Annotated in this window: 15 protein-coding genes; 6 read left to right on the top strand and 9 right to left on the bottom strand. The window is 73.0% G+C overall.

Translation table 11 applies throughout. The features are described from left to right. Positions 1–5 precede the first annotated feature (5 nt). Positions 6–929, top strand: coding sequence for an SDR family oxidoreductase (locus ACFPL3_RS03335; RefSeq protein WP_343943550.1), 924 nt, complete (start codon positions 6–8; stop codon positions 927–929). Between the two features lie 629 nt (positions 930–1,558). Here ACFPL3_RS03335 and ACFPL3_RS03330 read toward each other — a convergent pair. The 7 genes from ACFPL3_RS03330 to ACFPL3_RS03300 form a co-directional block, all read right to left on the bottom strand. Then, positions 1,559–2,476 carry an ABC transporter substrate-binding protein gene (locus tag ACFPL3_RS03330; protein ID WP_343943549.1) on the bottom strand — a complete coding sequence of 306 codons (918 nt, stop codon included), beginning with the start codon at positions 2,474–2,476 and terminating at the stop codon, positions 1,559–1,561. Then, entirely contained in the window at positions 2,473–3,234 is a 762-nt protein-coding gene (locus tag ACFPL3_RS03325) for an ABC transporter permease (RefSeq protein ID WP_343943548.1), read from the bottom strand. The genes ACFPL3_RS03330 and ACFPL3_RS03325 overlap by 4 nt, the downstream gene beginning before the upstream one ends. Then, complete coding sequence (locus ACFPL3_RS03320; protein ID WP_343943547.1) at positions 3,231–3,884, bottom strand: ABC transporter permease; 654 nt, start codon at positions 3,882–3,884, stop codon at positions 3,231–3,233. The genes ACFPL3_RS03325 and ACFPL3_RS03320 overlap by 4 nt, the downstream gene beginning before the upstream one ends. 10 nt (positions 3,885–3,894) lie before the next feature. Continuing rightward, positions 3,895–4,992, bottom strand: coding sequence for an ABC transporter ATP-binding protein (locus tag ACFPL3_RS03315; protein ID WP_343943546.1), 1,098 nt, complete (start codon positions 4,990–4,992; stop codon positions 3,895–3,897). Positions 4,993–5,102: 110 nt separating this feature from the next. Further along, on the bottom strand, positions 5,103–7,679 hold the full coding sequence (locus tag ACFPL3_RS03310; RefSeq protein WP_343943545.1) for a putative bifunctional diguanylate cyclase/phosphodiesterase: 2,577 nt from the start codon (positions 7,677–7,679) through the stop codon (positions 5,103–5,105). A gap of 178 nt (positions 7,680–7,857) precedes the next feature. After that, positions 7,858–9,027: an NAD(P)-dependent malic enzyme gene (locus tag ACFPL3_RS03305; RefSeq protein ID WP_343943544.1), complete on the bottom strand. Its 1,170-nt coding sequence runs from the start codon at positions 9,025–9,027 to the stop codon at positions 7,858–7,860. Positions 9,028–9,213: 186 nt separating this feature from the next. Beyond that, positions 9,214–9,504, bottom strand: a complete 291-nt coding sequence (locus ACFPL3_RS03300; RefSeq protein ID WP_379588386.1) for a S26 family signal peptidase — start codon at positions 9,502–9,504, stop codon at positions 9,214–9,216. 98 nt (positions 9,505–9,602) lie between these two features. On the opposite strand from ACFPL3_RS03300, the gene sodN reads away from it, so the two are divergent. Then, a complete protein-coding gene (gene sodN, locus ACFPL3_RS03295) occupies positions 9,603–10,019 on the top strand; it encodes a superoxide dismutase, Ni (RefSeq protein WP_425564210.1) in 417 nt (138 codons plus the stop codon). 45 nt (positions 10,020–10,064) lie between these two features. Here sodN and ACFPL3_RS03290 read toward each other — a convergent pair whose 3' ends face one another. Next, on the bottom strand, positions 10,065–10,664 hold the full coding sequence (locus tag ACFPL3_RS03290; RefSeq protein WP_343943543.1) for a TetR/AcrR family transcriptional regulator: 600 nt from the start codon (positions 10,662–10,664) through the stop codon (positions 10,065–10,067). Positions 10,665–10,721: 57 nt separating this feature from the next. Between ACFPL3_RS03290 and ACFPL3_RS03285 the strand changes: the two genes are divergently transcribed. The 3 genes from ACFPL3_RS03285 to ACFPL3_RS03275 are packed head-to-tail and all read left to right on the top strand — an operon-like array spanning position 10,722 to position 12,819. Further along, positions 10,722–11,753, top strand: coding sequence for a hypothetical protein (locus tag ACFPL3_RS03285; RefSeq protein WP_343943542.1), 1,032 nt, complete (start codon positions 10,722–10,724; stop codon positions 11,751–11,753). Then, on the top strand, positions 11,750–12,343 hold the full coding sequence (locus ACFPL3_RS03280; RefSeq protein WP_343943541.1) for an acid phosphatase: 594 nt from the start codon (positions 11,750–11,752) through the stop codon (positions 12,341–12,343). The genes ACFPL3_RS03285 and ACFPL3_RS03280 overlap by 4 nt, the downstream gene beginning before the upstream one ends. After that, the gene (locus tag ACFPL3_RS03275) at positions 12,340–12,819 is read left to right on the top strand and encodes a GNAT family N-acetyltransferase (RefSeq protein WP_343943540.1); all 480 of its coding nucleotides are present in this window, start codon (positions 12,340–12,342) and stop codon (positions 12,817–12,819) included. The genes ACFPL3_RS03280 and ACFPL3_RS03275 overlap by 4 nt, the downstream gene beginning before the upstream one ends. Before the next feature lie 8 nt (positions 12,820–12,827). Here ACFPL3_RS03275 and ACFPL3_RS03270 read toward each other — a convergent pair whose 3' ends face one another. Continuing rightward, positions 12,828–13,241 carry a hypothetical protein gene (locus ACFPL3_RS03270; RefSeq protein ID WP_343943539.1) on the bottom strand — a complete coding sequence of 138 codons (414 nt, stop codon included), beginning with the start codon at positions 13,239–13,241 and terminating at the stop codon, positions 12,828–12,830. A 531-nt stretch (positions 13,242–13,772) separates the two neighbouring features. Here ACFPL3_RS03270 and ACFPL3_RS03265 point away from each other — a divergent pair. Then, entirely contained in the window at positions 13,773–14,024 is a 252-nt protein-coding gene (locus ACFPL3_RS03265) for a WhiB family transcriptional regulator (RefSeq protein ID WP_343943538.1), read from the top strand. Positions 14,025–14,097: the final 73 nt, after the last annotated feature.

The following is a 14,097-nucleotide window of genomic DNA, read 5'->3' as shown; positions in this document are numbered from 1 at the left end:
GCCCCATGCAGGGAACGGAACGACCGCTCGCCGGTCGGGTGGCACTGGTGGCGGGCGCGACCCGGGGTGCGGGCCGGGGCATCGCCGTGGAGCTGGGTGCGGCAGGCGCCACGGTGTACGTCACCGGCCGCACGACGCGGGACCGGCGCAGCGAGTACGGCAGGCCGGAGACCATCGAGGACACGGCCGACGTGGTGACTGCGGCCGGCGGCACCGGGATCGCGGTGCCCACCGACCACCTCGCGGTCGAGCAGGTCGAGGCGCTCGTGGCGCGCATCGACGCCGAGCAGGGCCACCTCGACGTGCTGGTCAACGACATCTGGGGCGGCGAGTACCTCACCGAGTGGGACAAGCCGGTGTGGGAGCACTCCCTCGAGAACGGCCTGCGGATCCTGCGCCTCGCGATCGACACGCACCTCGTGACGGCCCGCTGCGCGTTCCCGCTGCTGATCCGCCGGCCCGGCGGGCTGGTCGTGGAGGTCACCGACGGCACCGCCGCGTACAACGCCGACAATTACCGGCTCAACGTTTACTACGACCTCGCCAAGATCGCGCCCATCCGACTCGCACGCAGCTGGGCGCACGAGCTCGACGCTCACGGCGCCACCGCCGTGGCGCTCACCCCGGGCTGGCTGCGCTCGGAGATGATGCTGGAGCACTACGGCGTGACCGAGGAGACCTGGCGCGACGCCTGCGCGCGCCAGCCGCACTTCGCGATCTCCGAGACCCCGCGCTTCGTCGGCCGCGCCGTGGCCGCGCTCGCCGGCGACCCGCAGCGCGAACGGTGGCAGGGCCAGAGCCTGTCCAGCGGCGGCCTTGCGCAGGAGTACGACTTCACCGACCTCGACGGCTCCCGCCCCGATGCCTGGCGCTACATCGTGGAGGTGCAGGACGCGGGCAAGCCGGCCGACACGACCGGCTACCGCTGACGTCGTACGAACGGCACCCTCGTCCGATAGAGCGGGACGAAGGTGCCGTTCGTACAGCGCTGCCCTTCACTTCACTGGGCAGGCGGGTGCGCCCGCCACTCCAGATCCGACCCCTGATGATGCGCTTTCCCAGGTTCCGGCACTTCTCTCTCGACGAAGAACTCAACCTTGCCACGCTTCCGCCGATATCCGAGAGCGCTGACGTAGTTGAGTCCGTCGCCATGATCGGTCGTGAGCTCCTCGACCAGGTGGATCCGGGTGAGCGACAACGCTTCGTCGATCCCACCCTCGGCACGCCGCCACGCCGACTCATGTCTTCGAGGTACTGCTGCAGCAGGGCAGGCGGAATCGTGAACCGCGGCGTGAGCGGGAACGCAAGCCCCCGGTAGGACCGCACCGAAAAGGCATCTCGGGTAGGCGTCCGCTCGACGACGAAACCCGCAGCCTGCAGATACTCCAGGATGCTGGCCACCAGATCGTTCTCGCCGGCAGCCTCACTCGTCATCGGACAACCGCTCCTCAGCACTGCGGCGTCTCGCCCCTGCGCGGACACGCAGGCTGACCATTGCGCTGTACGAGCGGCACCCTCGTCCAGCTCTATCGGACGGGTGTGCCGCTCGTACGGTGGCTCACAGCCCGTTCTCGGCGATCCAGGCCTCAGCGACCGTGTTGACCTCCGGCTTCTCGGGCGCGTTGAGCTGGCGGTTCAGGTCGATGAGCCCTTCGGTGGTGAGCTTCCCCGAGACCGCGTTGAGGACCTCGGTGACCTGCGGTGTCGCCTTCGCCGAGTTGATCAAGGGCACGACGTTCTGCGCGGCGAAGTTGTTCTGCGGGTCCTCGAGCACCACGAACCCGTTCTCCTCGATGGCGGGGTCGGTGGTGAAGAGGTCGGCCGCCTGCACCGTGCCGTCGGCGAGTGCTGCCACCGTGACCGGTCCACCGGTGTCGAGCGGGCGGAACTCCGTGAACGTGCACCCGTAGGTCTCGGCGAGGCCGGGCAGCCCGTCGGGTCGGGTCTGGAACTCGGGCGGCCCGCCGAACACCAGCTCACCGCAAGCCTGGCCGTAGTCGGCGAGCGAGCTGCCGTAGCGCTGGGCGGTCTCGGCCGTGACGACGACCGCGTCCTTGTTCTCCGCCTCGGACCGCTCCAGCACGGTGAGCGGGGCGGGCACCTGGGTCTTCAGCGCCTCGTACACCGCGTCGGGCGCCGTCTCGGTGGCGGCCGGGTTGATGTACTGCAGGAGGACGCCGGTGTACTCGGGGGCGAGGTCGTAGGAACCGTCGTTGAGGCCTGGGAAGTAGACCTCGCGAGCGCCGATGTTGAAGTCGCGCTGCACCGAGACGCCGGCCTTCTCCAGCGCCTGCGCGTAGATCTCGGCGAGCAGTTGACTCTCCGGGAAGTCGGCGGAGGTGATGGTGAGGGTGTCGGCGGGCGCGGGCTCCTCGCCGCCGCCGCTCGGAGCGAGCGGGTCACTCCCGCCGCCACAGGCCGACAGCGCCAGGAGCGCTGCGAGTGCACCGGTGAGAAGGGGGGACGTGCGCTTCATCGTTCGACTCCAGCGAGTTCGGGAGCGGGGGTTCGTGGGGTGGGCGAGCTGTCGGGTGCGGGACGTGCGACGTCGACCGTGGGCGACCGCCGGCCACCGTCGCGCAGACCGGGCGACACGACCGCTCGCTGCAGGAGCGCGAGCACCGCCTCGACCGCGAGCGCGAGCAGCGCGATCAACAGAGCGCCGGACGCCATCTGCGCGTAGTCCTGCTGGCGCAGACCGTCGATCAGGTACCGGCCGAGCCCGCCGTAGCTCACGTAGGCGGCGACGGCAGCGGTGGCGATGACCTGCAGTGCCGCGGACCGGACCCCGCCGAGCACCAGCGGGAGCGCGTTCGGCAGCTCGACCCGGACGAGTACCTGCGACTCGCGCATGCCCATCCCCCGGGCGGCGTCGACCACCGACCGGTCGACGTTCCGCACACCCGCGTACGTGCCGGCCAGCAGCGGCGGGATGGCGAGCACGGACAGCGCGAGGACGACCGGGAGCAGGCCGATGCCCATCGCGAGCACGAGCAGGATGAGCAGCCCCAGCTCGGGGAGCGCCCGCAACCCGTTGGCGGCGCCCACCACGAGGAAGCTGCCCCGCCCGGTGTGCCCGACCGCAACCCCGATCGGGACGGCGATGACCAGGCCCAGCAGCAGCGCCAGCCCGCTGTAGTAGAGGTGCTCCAGCACCCGGATCGGCACACCACTGCTGCCGGTCCAGTTGGCACCGGAGGTGAGCCACGTCATCACCTCGGCGAGGATGTTCACGCCCCGCTCCTCCTCGCCCGGTCCCACGGGGTGGCGAATCGCCCGGCCGCGAGCAGGACGGCGTCGGCGAGCAGCGCCAGCAGCACGGTCAGGACGATGCCCGTGAGGATCTCGCTCGGGATGTTGCGCTGGTACCCGTCGGTGAACAGGCCGCCGAGCCCGCCGAGCCCGATGAGCGCTCCGACGCTCACGAGGCTGATGTTCGCCACCGTGGCGACCCGCAGACCCGCGACCAGTACCGGGACCGCGAGCGGGAGTTCCACGGAGACGAACCGCCGCGCGGGCTTGAACCCCATCGCGGTGGCCGCGGCGACGACCATGCTCGGAACCGCGGCGAGGGCGTCGGCGATGGTGCGCACCAGCAGCGCGACCGTGTAGATCGTCAACGCGACGATGACGTTGACCGGGCTCTTGATCTGCGTGCCGAGGACGCCCGGCAGCATCACGAACAACGCGAGGGACGGGATCGTGTAGAGCAGCCCGGAGGCGGGGATGAGCACCGCGCGCGCCGGAGCGCTGCGGTTGGCCAACCAGCCGAGCGGGACGGCGAACACCAGCGCGATCAGCACCGGGACCAGGGACAGCAGCAGGTGTTCGCCGAGCAGCTCGACGATCCGGTCCACGTTGCGCGGGACCCACTCCCAGACCACGGACGCCGCCTCAGGCCGCGGCGACGTCGCGCCGGACGTCGTCGAGCGCGCGCAGCACGTCGTCGGCGGTGATCGAGCCGGCCACCCGGCCCTCCGCGTCGACCGCGACCCCCTGGCCCGACGGCGACGACAGCGCGGCGTCGAGCGCGCTGCGAAGCGACCCGCTCCCGATGTCGTAGAGCGAGCCGCCGGGCACCAGGTGCTCAGCCTCCACGACGGTGGCGCCGCCCCGCTCGGCGCCGTTGGACCACCCCTGCGGGCGCCGCTCGGAGTCGACGACCAGCACCCAGGCGTCGTCGGCGGGCACGGGTTCGCCCAGCGCGACGGTGGTGAGCTCACCGATCGGGATCGCGTCGGAGGACAGGAAGCCCAGGCCGCGGTAGCCGCGGTCGCGCCCCACGAAGTTGTCGACGAAGTCGTCGACGGGCCGGGCGAGGATCTGGCCCGGCTGGTCGTACTGGGCGAGGACGCCGCCGACGCGCAGCACGGCGACCTTGTCGCCCAGCTTGACGGCCTCGTCGATGTCGTGGGTGACGAACACGATGGTCTTGCCCAGCTCGGACTGCAGGCGCAGCAGCTCGTCCTGCAGGCTCTCGCGCACCACCGGGTCGACCGCGCTGAACGGCTCGTCCATCAGCAGGATCGGCGGGTCGGCGGCCAGCGCCCTGGCCACGCCGACGCGCTGCTGCTGCCCGCCCGACAGCTGCGCCGGGTAGCGGCCCGCCATCTCCGGCGCGAGGCCGACCAGCTCCATGAGGTCGGCGGCGCGCGAGCGGGCCTTGGCCTTGCTCCAGCCGAGCAGGAGCGGGACCGTGGCGATGTTGTCGAGGATGGTGCGGTGCGGGAACAGGCCCGCCTGCTGGATGACGTAGCCGATGCCGCGGCGCAGCTCGGCGGCGTCGGTGGCGGCGACGTCGCGCCCGTCGACCGAGATCGTGCCCTCGGTGGGTTCGATCATGCGGTTGATCATCCGCAGCGACGTGGTCTTGCCGCAGCCGGACGGGCCGACGAAGACCGTGATCCCACCCGCCTCGACGACCAGGTCGAGGTGGTCGACCGCAACGGTGCCGTCGGGGAAGCGCTTGGTCACGCCCCGGAACTCGATCATCCGAGGGACCTCCGTGTTCCGCCGGCGACCCCTTGCCGGTCGCCGATGCGTGGTGGAGCGAGGCTATCCCGAGGGGCTGACAACCGCGAACCGTCGTGATCCGTCCGGAATCAGACAGCAGCCGGCCGGGCCGCCGAGGCGGGCGTCGCGAGCCGCCCGCGGGACAGCACCTCCCGCACACCCGGGGAACGCACGGGCCGGGAGAACAGCCAGCCCTGGTAGGCGTCCACGCCGATCCCCCGCAGCACGTGGAACTGCTCCGCGGTCTCCACGCCCTCGGCCACCGTGGTGCGGCCCATCGCCCGCGCCATGTCCACCACGGCCCGGGCGACGGCGAAGTCGGCCGGGTCGTCGGCGATGCCGGTGACGAACGCCCGGTCGACCTTGACCGTCTGCGCGGGGAGCTCCTTGAGGCGGGCGAGCGAGGAGTAGCCGGTGCCGAAGTCGTCCACGGCGAACCGCACCCCGCGCTCGGTGAGCTCCGCCATCGCCGCCAGCGCGTGCGGCGGGAGCGCGACGAGACTCGTCTCGACGAGCTCCAGCACGAGCCGGTCCCACTCCAGCCCGGCCTCGGAGACCGCCTCGCTCACCGCGGCGCGGAATCCGGCGTCACCGGGCAGCAGGCCGGCGAGGTTCACCGCCACGGAGCACCGGCGCCCGCCGTGCTCGGGCCAGGCCGCGGCCTCGCGCGTGGCCGAGCGCAGCACCCAGAGGTCCAGTTCCCGCAACAGGCCGCTGCGCTGGGCGACCGGCAGGAAGTCCGAGGGCGGGATCAGCCCGCGTTCCGGGTGCGGCCAGCGCACGAGCGCCTCGGCGGAGAGCACGGTGCCGTCCGGCCCCACCACCGGCTGGTAGTCCAGCACGAGCCCGTCGCTCGCGATCGCCGCGCGCAGTTCGGCCTCCAGCTCGAGCGCCTTCGTGGCCGAGCTGACGACGCCGTCGGTCGCGATGCCGATGCCGCCCCTCGCCTGGCGGCGCTTGGCGTCGTGCATCGCGGCCTCGGCGAACCGCAGCAGGTCGGCCGCCCGGACCTCACCCGTGGGCACGGGCGTGGCGAGCCCGACGGTGGCCGTCATCTGCACGGGGCGACCGTGCACGGTGATCGTGGTACGCAGCAGCTCGGCGACGGTGCGCGCGAGCAGGTCCGGCCCGCCGACCTCGGCGTGGTCGGCGCAGATCACGACGAACTCGTCGGCGCCCAGCCGCGCCGCGGTGCACCCGAACGGGAGTTCGCGCTGCAGGCGGGCGGCGAGCGCCACCAGCAGGTCGTCGCCCGCGTCGTGGCCGAGGGAGGAGTTGACGCGCGCGAAGTCGTCGAGGTCGCCGCAGACCACGGCCACCCGGTCGCGCCCCGCCCCGGCGAGCAGCCGGTCGACGAGCTCGAGCCCGGCGGCCCGGTTGGGCAGGCGGGTGAGCTCGTCCACCGTGCCGGCGCTGCGCAGCACCTCGGCCGCGCGACGGCGGTCGGACACGTCGGTGCACGCCACGACCCACAGCCAGCCGCCGTCGTCGGCCTCGGTGGCGCAGACGGCCAGCTCGCACCACACGGTCGTGCCGTCCGCGCGCCGCAGCGGGGCACTGTCGACGCGGTAACCGTGCCGGGCACCGGTCGGCACGGGGCGCAGCCAGCCCGGGAGCCCGGTCCCGCCGTCCGGCTCGTCCTCGGCCGACAGCGCGGCGGCGGCGGTGCCCCGCAGCCCCTCCAGCGGGACGTCCAGCAGGGCGCACATGCCCCCGTTGGCGTCCACGACGCGGCCCGTGGGGTCCAGCAGCGCCACACCGCCCGGCACGAGCGCCATCAGGTCCGCGAACCGTCGCCCGGACCGCTCCACCCGGCAGCGGGCCACCCGCTCCGCGCTCACGTCGTGCACGACGCCGATCAGCCGCTGGGGAGTGCCGTCGGGGCCGCACTCGACCTGGGCCCGGCAGCTCAGCAGCCGGTCGCCGGGCAGCGCCAGCTCGACGTGGTGGTCGGCGGTGGTGTTGCCGGCGCGCAGCTCCCCGCACAACGCGGTGACCTGGTCGCCCTCGATGGGCCGGCCACCGGCGTCCGGGTCGATCCCGATCGCCCGGTAGAGCTCGTCGAGGGTGCCGCTGCGCTCGAGGGTGGACGTCGCCAGGTCGAACGACCAGGTTCCCACCCGCGCGAGCCGCTCCAGCTCGGTGGCCCACGCCGGGTCCACCACCGGCACGGCGAGCTCGGCGTCGCGCTCGAGAACCACCACGGCGGTGAGGTCGACGCCCGGCAACGGCCAGCGCACCACGCGGACGGGCACCAGGCTCCCGTCCGCGCGCACCAGCTGCAGGTCATCGCCGGACCCGACGAGCAGCCGGTGCATCCGCGCGCCCGTGAGCGCGCCGGTGTCGGCCGCCCCGGCCAGTGCCGCGAGCGCGGCGTTGGCGCGCACTACCCGCTCGCAGCGGTCGTGCACGAGCGCGGGCTCCGTCGGGAGCAGGACGGGGGCCGGCGCCGGCCCGGGCCGCGCCCCGTCCTGCTCCGGCGACTCCGCGACCGCCCGGGCCAGCCGGGTGGCGAACAGCGCCGCCTCCGGGTGCACCTCGGCGCCGAGCGCGGCGTACCGCTCGCGGTACAGGTCCGCACGCAACACCGGCTCGGAGGCACCGTAGGGCTCGGTCGGCGGCTCGATCACCGGGCCGTCGCCGAGACGGTGTCCGAGCTCTCTCACGTGCGTCTCCCAGTGTCGCGGCGTGGATACTCATCGCTACAACGACGGCGGCGGCCACACGATCTGGCCGAACTGCCCGATCGGCCTACACCGCCCCGAGTGAGTGAACGGTCCAGACGGCACGCTGCGTGACGATGATGATCACCATCGGGAGCAAACGTGCTGTTGGAGAGCGGTTTCAGCGCACGTCGGCCGACTCCGCCGCCGCGGCGGCGACACCTGACGACACGGCTGGGGCGACACGCGGGTCGAACGGGCTCGGCACGATCGCGTCGGCCGACAGCTCGTCGCGCGCCACCGAGAAGATGGCGTCCGCCGCCGCGAGCTTCATGCTCTCCGTGATCCGCCGCGCACCCGCGTCGAGGGCCCCGCGGAACACCCCGGGGAACGCGAGCACGTTGTTGATCTGGTTCGGGAAGTCGCTGCGGCCCGTGGCCACGATCGCGGCGTGCTCGCGGGCGATGTCCGGGTGCACCTCGGGGTCGGGGTTGGAGAGCGCGAACACGATGCCCTCGGGCGCCATGCGGGCGAGGGTCTCCTCCGCCACCGTGGCGCTCGACAGGCCCACGAACACGTCGGCGCCCTCGAGCGCCTCCGCGAGGCCGCCTGCCACGCCCCGCGGGTTGGTGACGGCGGCCAGCGCCGCCTTCTCCCCGCCCCGCGTGGCGTCGAGCACACCGCGCGAGTCGAGAACCACGACGTCGCGGACGCCGGCCGCGAGCAGGATCCGCGCGCACGCCACCCCGGCCGCCCCGGCCCCGGAGATGACGACGCGCAGCCCCTCGATGCCGCGGCCCTGCACCTCGCAGGCGCCGCGCAGGGCGGCGAGCACCACGATCGCGGTGCCGTGCTGGTCGTCGTGCATGACGGGGCAGTCGAGCGCCTCGACGAGGCGGCGCTCCAGCTCGAAGCACCGCGGCGCGGACACGTCCTCGAGGTTCACCGCCCCGAAGCTCGGACGCAGCCGCACGAGCGTCTCGACGATCTCGTCGACGTCGGTGGTGTCGAGCACGAGCGGGATCGAGTCGAGCCCGGCGAACGCCTTGAACAGCGCCGACTTGCCCTCCATCACCGGCAGCGCGGCCCGCGGGCCGATGTCGCCGAGGCCGAGCACGGCGGTGCCGTCGCTGACGACGGCGACGAGGCGGTCGGTCCAGGTGTAGCGGGCGGCGAGGGCCGGGTCGGCCGCGATCGCGCGGCTGACCTCGGCGACGCCCGGCGTGTAGGCGACGGAGAGGTCGCGGGCGTCGTCCAGCGGGGCGGTGAGCGCGGTGCCCAGCTTGCCTCCGCCGTGTGCGGCGAAGATCTCATCGCGGGTGGGGATGGTGCGTTCGGGAACGATCGTCACGGGTCCACTTCCTCGTGGTGCTCAGGGGGCGCCCGGAGGCGCGCACTCGCCGTGCACCGGGGGTCGCGGGTCCGCGACCGCTGCCGGACGGCCGGGTGCCGAGCCGCCGCGGGATGGCGCGGCGAACCCGGCGGAGGGGCAGTCGGGTGTCGCCGCCGATCCTACGCACCCGGCGGCCCCGGTGGATCACGCTCGGCTGCGGAACCGCCGCGGGCGGGGCCACAGCCTGCACCGCACCACCGCCAGCACGGCGGCAGGCCCCAGCGTGCGCGAGTCCGTGGAGCCGAAGTCGTTGTCGCCCAGCACCCACCAGCCCTCGTCCGCGGGCCGCGCGGCCCGCTTCACCGACAGCTGCTCCGGCCGCGACGCCCACCGCACCAGCACCAGATCACCCGCGCGCACGCGCGCGCCGAAGCGCACGAGCACCACGTCACCGTCGCGCAGTGTCGGCGACATCGACGGTCCCCGCACGGCCACTCTGCGCCAGCGCACACCCACCCCCTCGTCACACTGCTGTGCCCCGACGTCGGGAGTAGTGTCGGACACGCCAGAACGATCACCATCAGGGAGGACCCATGCGGATGTTCGCCCGCATTCTCCGCCCGCGGCTGGAGGCCACCGCGCACTGCGACCTCCCCTGCGGCGTGTACGACCCCGCACAGGCTCGGATCGAGGCCGAATCGGTGAAGGCGATCCAGGAGAAGTACCAGGCCAACGAGGACCCGGAGTTCCGCACGCGCGCCCTCGAGATCAAGGAGCAGCGCGCCGACCTGGTCAAGCACCACCTGTGGGTGCTGTGGACCGACTACTTCAAGCCGCCGCACTTCGAGAAGTACCCGGAGCTGCACGAGCTGTTCAACAAGGCCACCAAGAAGGCGGGCGGTGGCCCCGGGGGCGCGAAGGCCTCCACCGACCCGGCCACCGGCCAGGAGCTGCTCGACCTCATCGCCCAGATCGACAAGATCTTCTGGGAGACCAAGGCGGCCGCCTGATCCAGGCGCTGGAACGGCGCTGACCTGCGGATACGATCCCGCGGGTCAGCGCCGTTCTCGTTCCTCCAGGCCGCGGACCAGCGGCAGGAAGATCTCGTCGACGATCTCCACCAGCACCTCGTCCGGCACGGACGGCACGCCGCGCAGCGCGTACTCCCCGCGCAACAACGTCATCGGCACCGCCGCCACCCGCGGGTGCACCGCCTCCGCAGGTGCCTCGCCCCGCGTCACGGCCCGTTCCAGGATCGCGCGCCAGGCCGCGTTCACCGCACCGCCACCGGCCTGCTCGCGCAGCAGCTCCAGCAGGGACGGCTCGTCGGCCGCGGCCGCCAGGAGGTCGCGCAGGATCGCCCCGCGCGGCGAGGACCAGGTCGCGTTGGCCTGCCGCAGCAGTTCCAGCGCGTCGCCGCGAAGGGTGCCGGTGTCCGCCGCCGGCGAGCGCGCGTCCGCCACGTACGCGTAGGCGGCGATCCCGAGGGCCGCTCGCTGCGGCCAGCGCCGGTAGATCGCGTTCTTGTTCGTGCCGGCGCGCCGGGCGACCTTGTCCATCGTCATGCCGGCGTAGCCGGAAGCGGTGAGCTCCTCGGCGGCGGCGCGCAGGATCGCCTGCTCCAGCTCCGCCCCTCGCCGCCGTCGCCCCGTCACGGTACGGAGCGTACCTTCCGCTGATAAGGTACGGACCGTACCTCAAAGGAGGATGCGATGCGCGCATGGGGCGTCACCTACGACACCGGCTTCACCAACTGCGGGACCACGACCCACGAGCCGTTCGATGCCGCCGTCGTGGCCGAGGACATGCGGATCATCCGCGCCGAACTGCACGCCGACGCGGTCCGGATCACCGGCGGTGTCGCCGACCGCCTGGAGGTCGCCGCCCGGCACGCAGCCGCCGTCGGCCTGGAGGTCTGGTACTGCCCGTTCACCCACGACCTGACCACCGACGAGCTACTGGCGTTCCTCCTGGACGCCGCCGAGCGCGCCGAGCGGATCCGCCGGGAGGGCGCGGACGTCCGGTTCCTCACCGGTTCGGAGATCAGCCTCATGACGATCGGGCTGATGCCCGGGAGGACCCTGGCCGAGCGGGCCGCGGTGCTCGCCGATCCGGCGCGCGTCCGCGAGGTGCTCCCGGACGTGCAGCGCAGGACCAACGCGCTGCTGACCCGGGCGGTCGCGGGAGCCCGCGAGCGGTTCGGCGGGCCGATCGGGTACGCGTCGCTCCCCATGGAGGGGGTGGACTGGACGCCGTTCGACTTCGTCGCGACCGACGCCGGATACCGCGATGCCGGCAACGCCGCGGCTCTCCCCGCGAACCTCGCCGCCATGACCTCCCACGGCAAGCCGTTCGCCGTCACCGAGTTCGGCTGCGCACCCTTCACCGGTGCGGCGGACCGGGGCAGCCGCTCGGAGATCATCGGCTACGACGAGCGGACCGGGCGGGCGACGCGGCTCACCGAGACCGTCGAGCGCGACGAGGCCGAGCAGGCCGCCTACCTGCTCGAACTCCTCGACGTCTACGACGCCGGTGGCGTGGACACCGCGTTCGTGTACACCTTCGCCTCCCGGCACCTGCCCACCTCCGACGACCCCGAACAGGACTTCGACCTGGGGAGCTTCGGGATCGTGAAGGTCCTCCCGGCAGGGCGCACCGGCAGCGCCTACCCGGGGATGCCGTGGGAGCCGAAGGCGGCCTTCTCCGCGTTGGCCGGGTACGGCCGGGCTAGGGTCGGCCCATGAGTGGTCGGGTGTACCTGCTGCGCCACGGCGAGACCGAGTGGTCGCGCTCCGGGAAGCACACCGGCCGCACCGACGTCCCGCTCACCGAGCGCGGCCGGGAGCTCGCGGTGGCCGCGGGCCGGCTCGTCCCCGAGCTGCACGACCCGCCGCCTGCGCTCGTGCTGGCCAGCCCGCGCAGCCGGGCCCAGGACACCGCCCGGCTCGCCGGGTTCCGCGTCGACGCGATCGACGAGCGGCTCGCCGAGTGGGACTACGGCGAGTACGAGGGCCGCACCACGCCGGAGATCCGCGAGACCGTGCCGGACTGGACGGTCTGGACCCACCCGTGCCCGGGCGGGGAGAGCGCCGGCACGGTCGGCAGGCGGGCCGACGCGGTGCTCGCGGACGTGAGCGCGACCCTCGACCGCGGCGACGTGGTGCTCGTCGGCCACGGCCACTTCAGCCGGGTTCTCGTGGCCCGCTGGATCGGCCTCCGCGCCACCGAGGGCGTCCGCTTCGCGATGGAGGCGGCGTCGTGGGCGGTACTGGGCCACGAGCGGGACGTGCCCCGCCTCGACCACGTCAACCTCGCCCCGAAGGGACGCCCGTGATCCGGGAAGCGCGCCCGCAGGACGTCGCGGCCGTCGTCGGCCTCGTCCACGAACTCGCCGAGTACGAGCGCAGCCCCGAGCTGTGCACGCTCACGGAGGACCAGCTGCAGGCGGCCGTGTTCGGCCCGGACGCCGTGGCCGGGTGCCACGTCGCCGAGGTCGACGGTGAGGTGGTCGGGTGCGCCATCTGGTTCCGCAACTTCTCCACCTGGCGCGGCGTGCCCGGCATCTACCTGGAGGACCTGTTCGTGCGGCCCTCGCACCGCGGCAGCGGCCTGGGCAGGGCGCTCCTGGGCGCGCTGGCCGCCATCTGCGCCGAGCGGGGCTACGCCCGGCTGGAGTGGCAGGTGCTGGACTGGAACGAGCCGTCGATCGGCTTCTACCGGTCGCTGGGAGCCGTTGCCATGGACGAGTGGACGACCTTCCGGCTCGACGGCGAGGCGCTCACGGCGTTCGCGAAGGGCGCGCAGGACTGAGCCCTCGACTACCCCGGGTGCTCCACCTCGTCGAGGCCCATCGACCACCGCCGGGACGGCTCGCTGATCAGCAGCAGGAACGTGCCTGCGACGTACACGCCGGCCACGATGCCCAGCAGCAGCTGCCGGGAGGGGCCCAGCAGGGTGTAGACGACCGGCAGGAGCAGCAGTTGGGTGACGATCGCCGGGGTGCGCGCCCACCGGCGGCTCCCCACCAGCCCGAGCCCGACGGCGACCAGCGCGGCCCCCACCACGACGAAGTAGCCGGCCTCACCCACGATGTCACGCACCAGCAGGCCGGTGCCCTCCACGGTGAGCGCGCGCCAGACCAGCGCGACCGCGAAACCCAGCGCCAGCAGACCCTGGGCCCCCACCAGCACGCCCGCCAGCCGCACCTGGCGGGGGGCCTGCTCGGAGCTCACGTGCTCGAGGATAGGGCCCGCAGGGCCACCGTCCCGCCGCGGCCGGGCCTCCCGGAGGGCGTTTCCGGCCCGTGTCCGGTGCGCTACGCGTCGTCGTGCGAGGGACGCAACTCGTCGCAGCGGAGTCTGCCGATCACCCGCTGGAGTGACGCTCAGGGGCCATTCACCGATGCTCGCGGACCGTCGAGCCGATAAGGGCTCGCACCAGGGGAAACGTTGCCCCATGGTAGTCACGGACAAGCGAGTGATCGTGAGTGGACCATCTCGCATGGTTCGGCCGAGCGCGGGTAACCGGGCGCGGTGGGCGGTTCGAGGTTGATCTCTCAGCACGGCGAAGCAGGCAGTCGGTACAGGCGCAGTAACTGTCAGTGCCCGCGCTCGTTGCGTTGAGTGGGTGAGAGTGCTCACCCGGGTGGACCTCGACCCTTGAAGATCGGGCGCGCTCGTGAAATCCTTCACAAGCGCGTCCACAAGACCGTGACAGACGATCGGCGCGACCCCGATCGCGCAAGTACAAGGAGCCGAAGACCAATGGATTGGCGTCACCGCGCTATCTGCCGCGACGAGGACCCCGAGCTGTTCTTCCCCGTGGGGACCAGCGGTCCTGCGTTGCTGCAGATCGCCGAGGCCAAGACCGTCTGCCGGCGCTGCCCCGTGGTCACCGAGTGCCTCTCCTGGGCCCTCGAGAGCGGCCAGGATGCAGGCGTCTGGGGCGGCATGAGCGAGGACGAGCGCCGGGCGCTGAAGCGCCGCAACGCGCGTACCCGGGCACGCACTGCCTGAGTCCCTCCTTACCCCACCGCGGGCCCGAAGCCGGACTGCACCCGGCTCCGGGCCCGCGGTCGTTACACCGGGC

Source organism: Pseudonocardia zijingensis (assembly GCF_042657305.1).
GTDB lineage: Bacteria > Actinomycetota > Actinomycetes > Mycobacteriales > Pseudonocardiaceae > Pseudonocardia > Pseudonocardia zijingensis.
Note: the sequence above shows the minus strand (reverse complement) of the source record. Positions and strands in the feature narration are given on the sequence as shown.

Excerpts from the sequence above, each read along its gene's own strand:
- ACFPL3_RS03335 (WP_343943550.1), top strand. The coding sequence starts at position 6 with ATGCAGGGAACGGAACGACCGCTCGCCGGTCGGGTGGCACTGGTGGCG.
- ACFPL3_RS03330 (WP_343943549.1), bottom strand. The coding sequence starts at position 2,476 with ATGAAGCGCACGTCCCCCCTTCTCACCGGTGCACTCGCAGCGCTCCTG.
- ACFPL3_RS03315 (WP_343943546.1), bottom strand. The coding sequence starts at position 4,992 with ATGATCGAGTTCCGGGGCGTGACCAAGCGCTTCCCCGACGGCACCGTT.
- sodN (WP_425564210.1), top strand. The coding sequence starts at position 9,603 with ATGCGGATGTTCGCCCGCATTCTCCGCCCGCGGCTGGAGGCCACCGCG.
- ACFPL3_RS03285 (WP_343943542.1), top strand. The coding sequence starts at position 10,722 with ATGCGCGCATGGGGCGTCACCTACGACACCGGCTTCACCAACTGCGGG.
- ACFPL3_RS03280 (WP_343943541.1), top strand. The coding sequence starts at position 11,750 with ATGAGTGGTCGGGTGTACCTGCTGCGCCACGGCGAGACCGAGTGGTCG.
- ACFPL3_RS03265 (WP_343943538.1), top strand. The coding sequence starts at position 13,773 with ATGGATTGGCGTCACCGCGCTATCTGCCGCGACGAGGACCCCGAGCTG.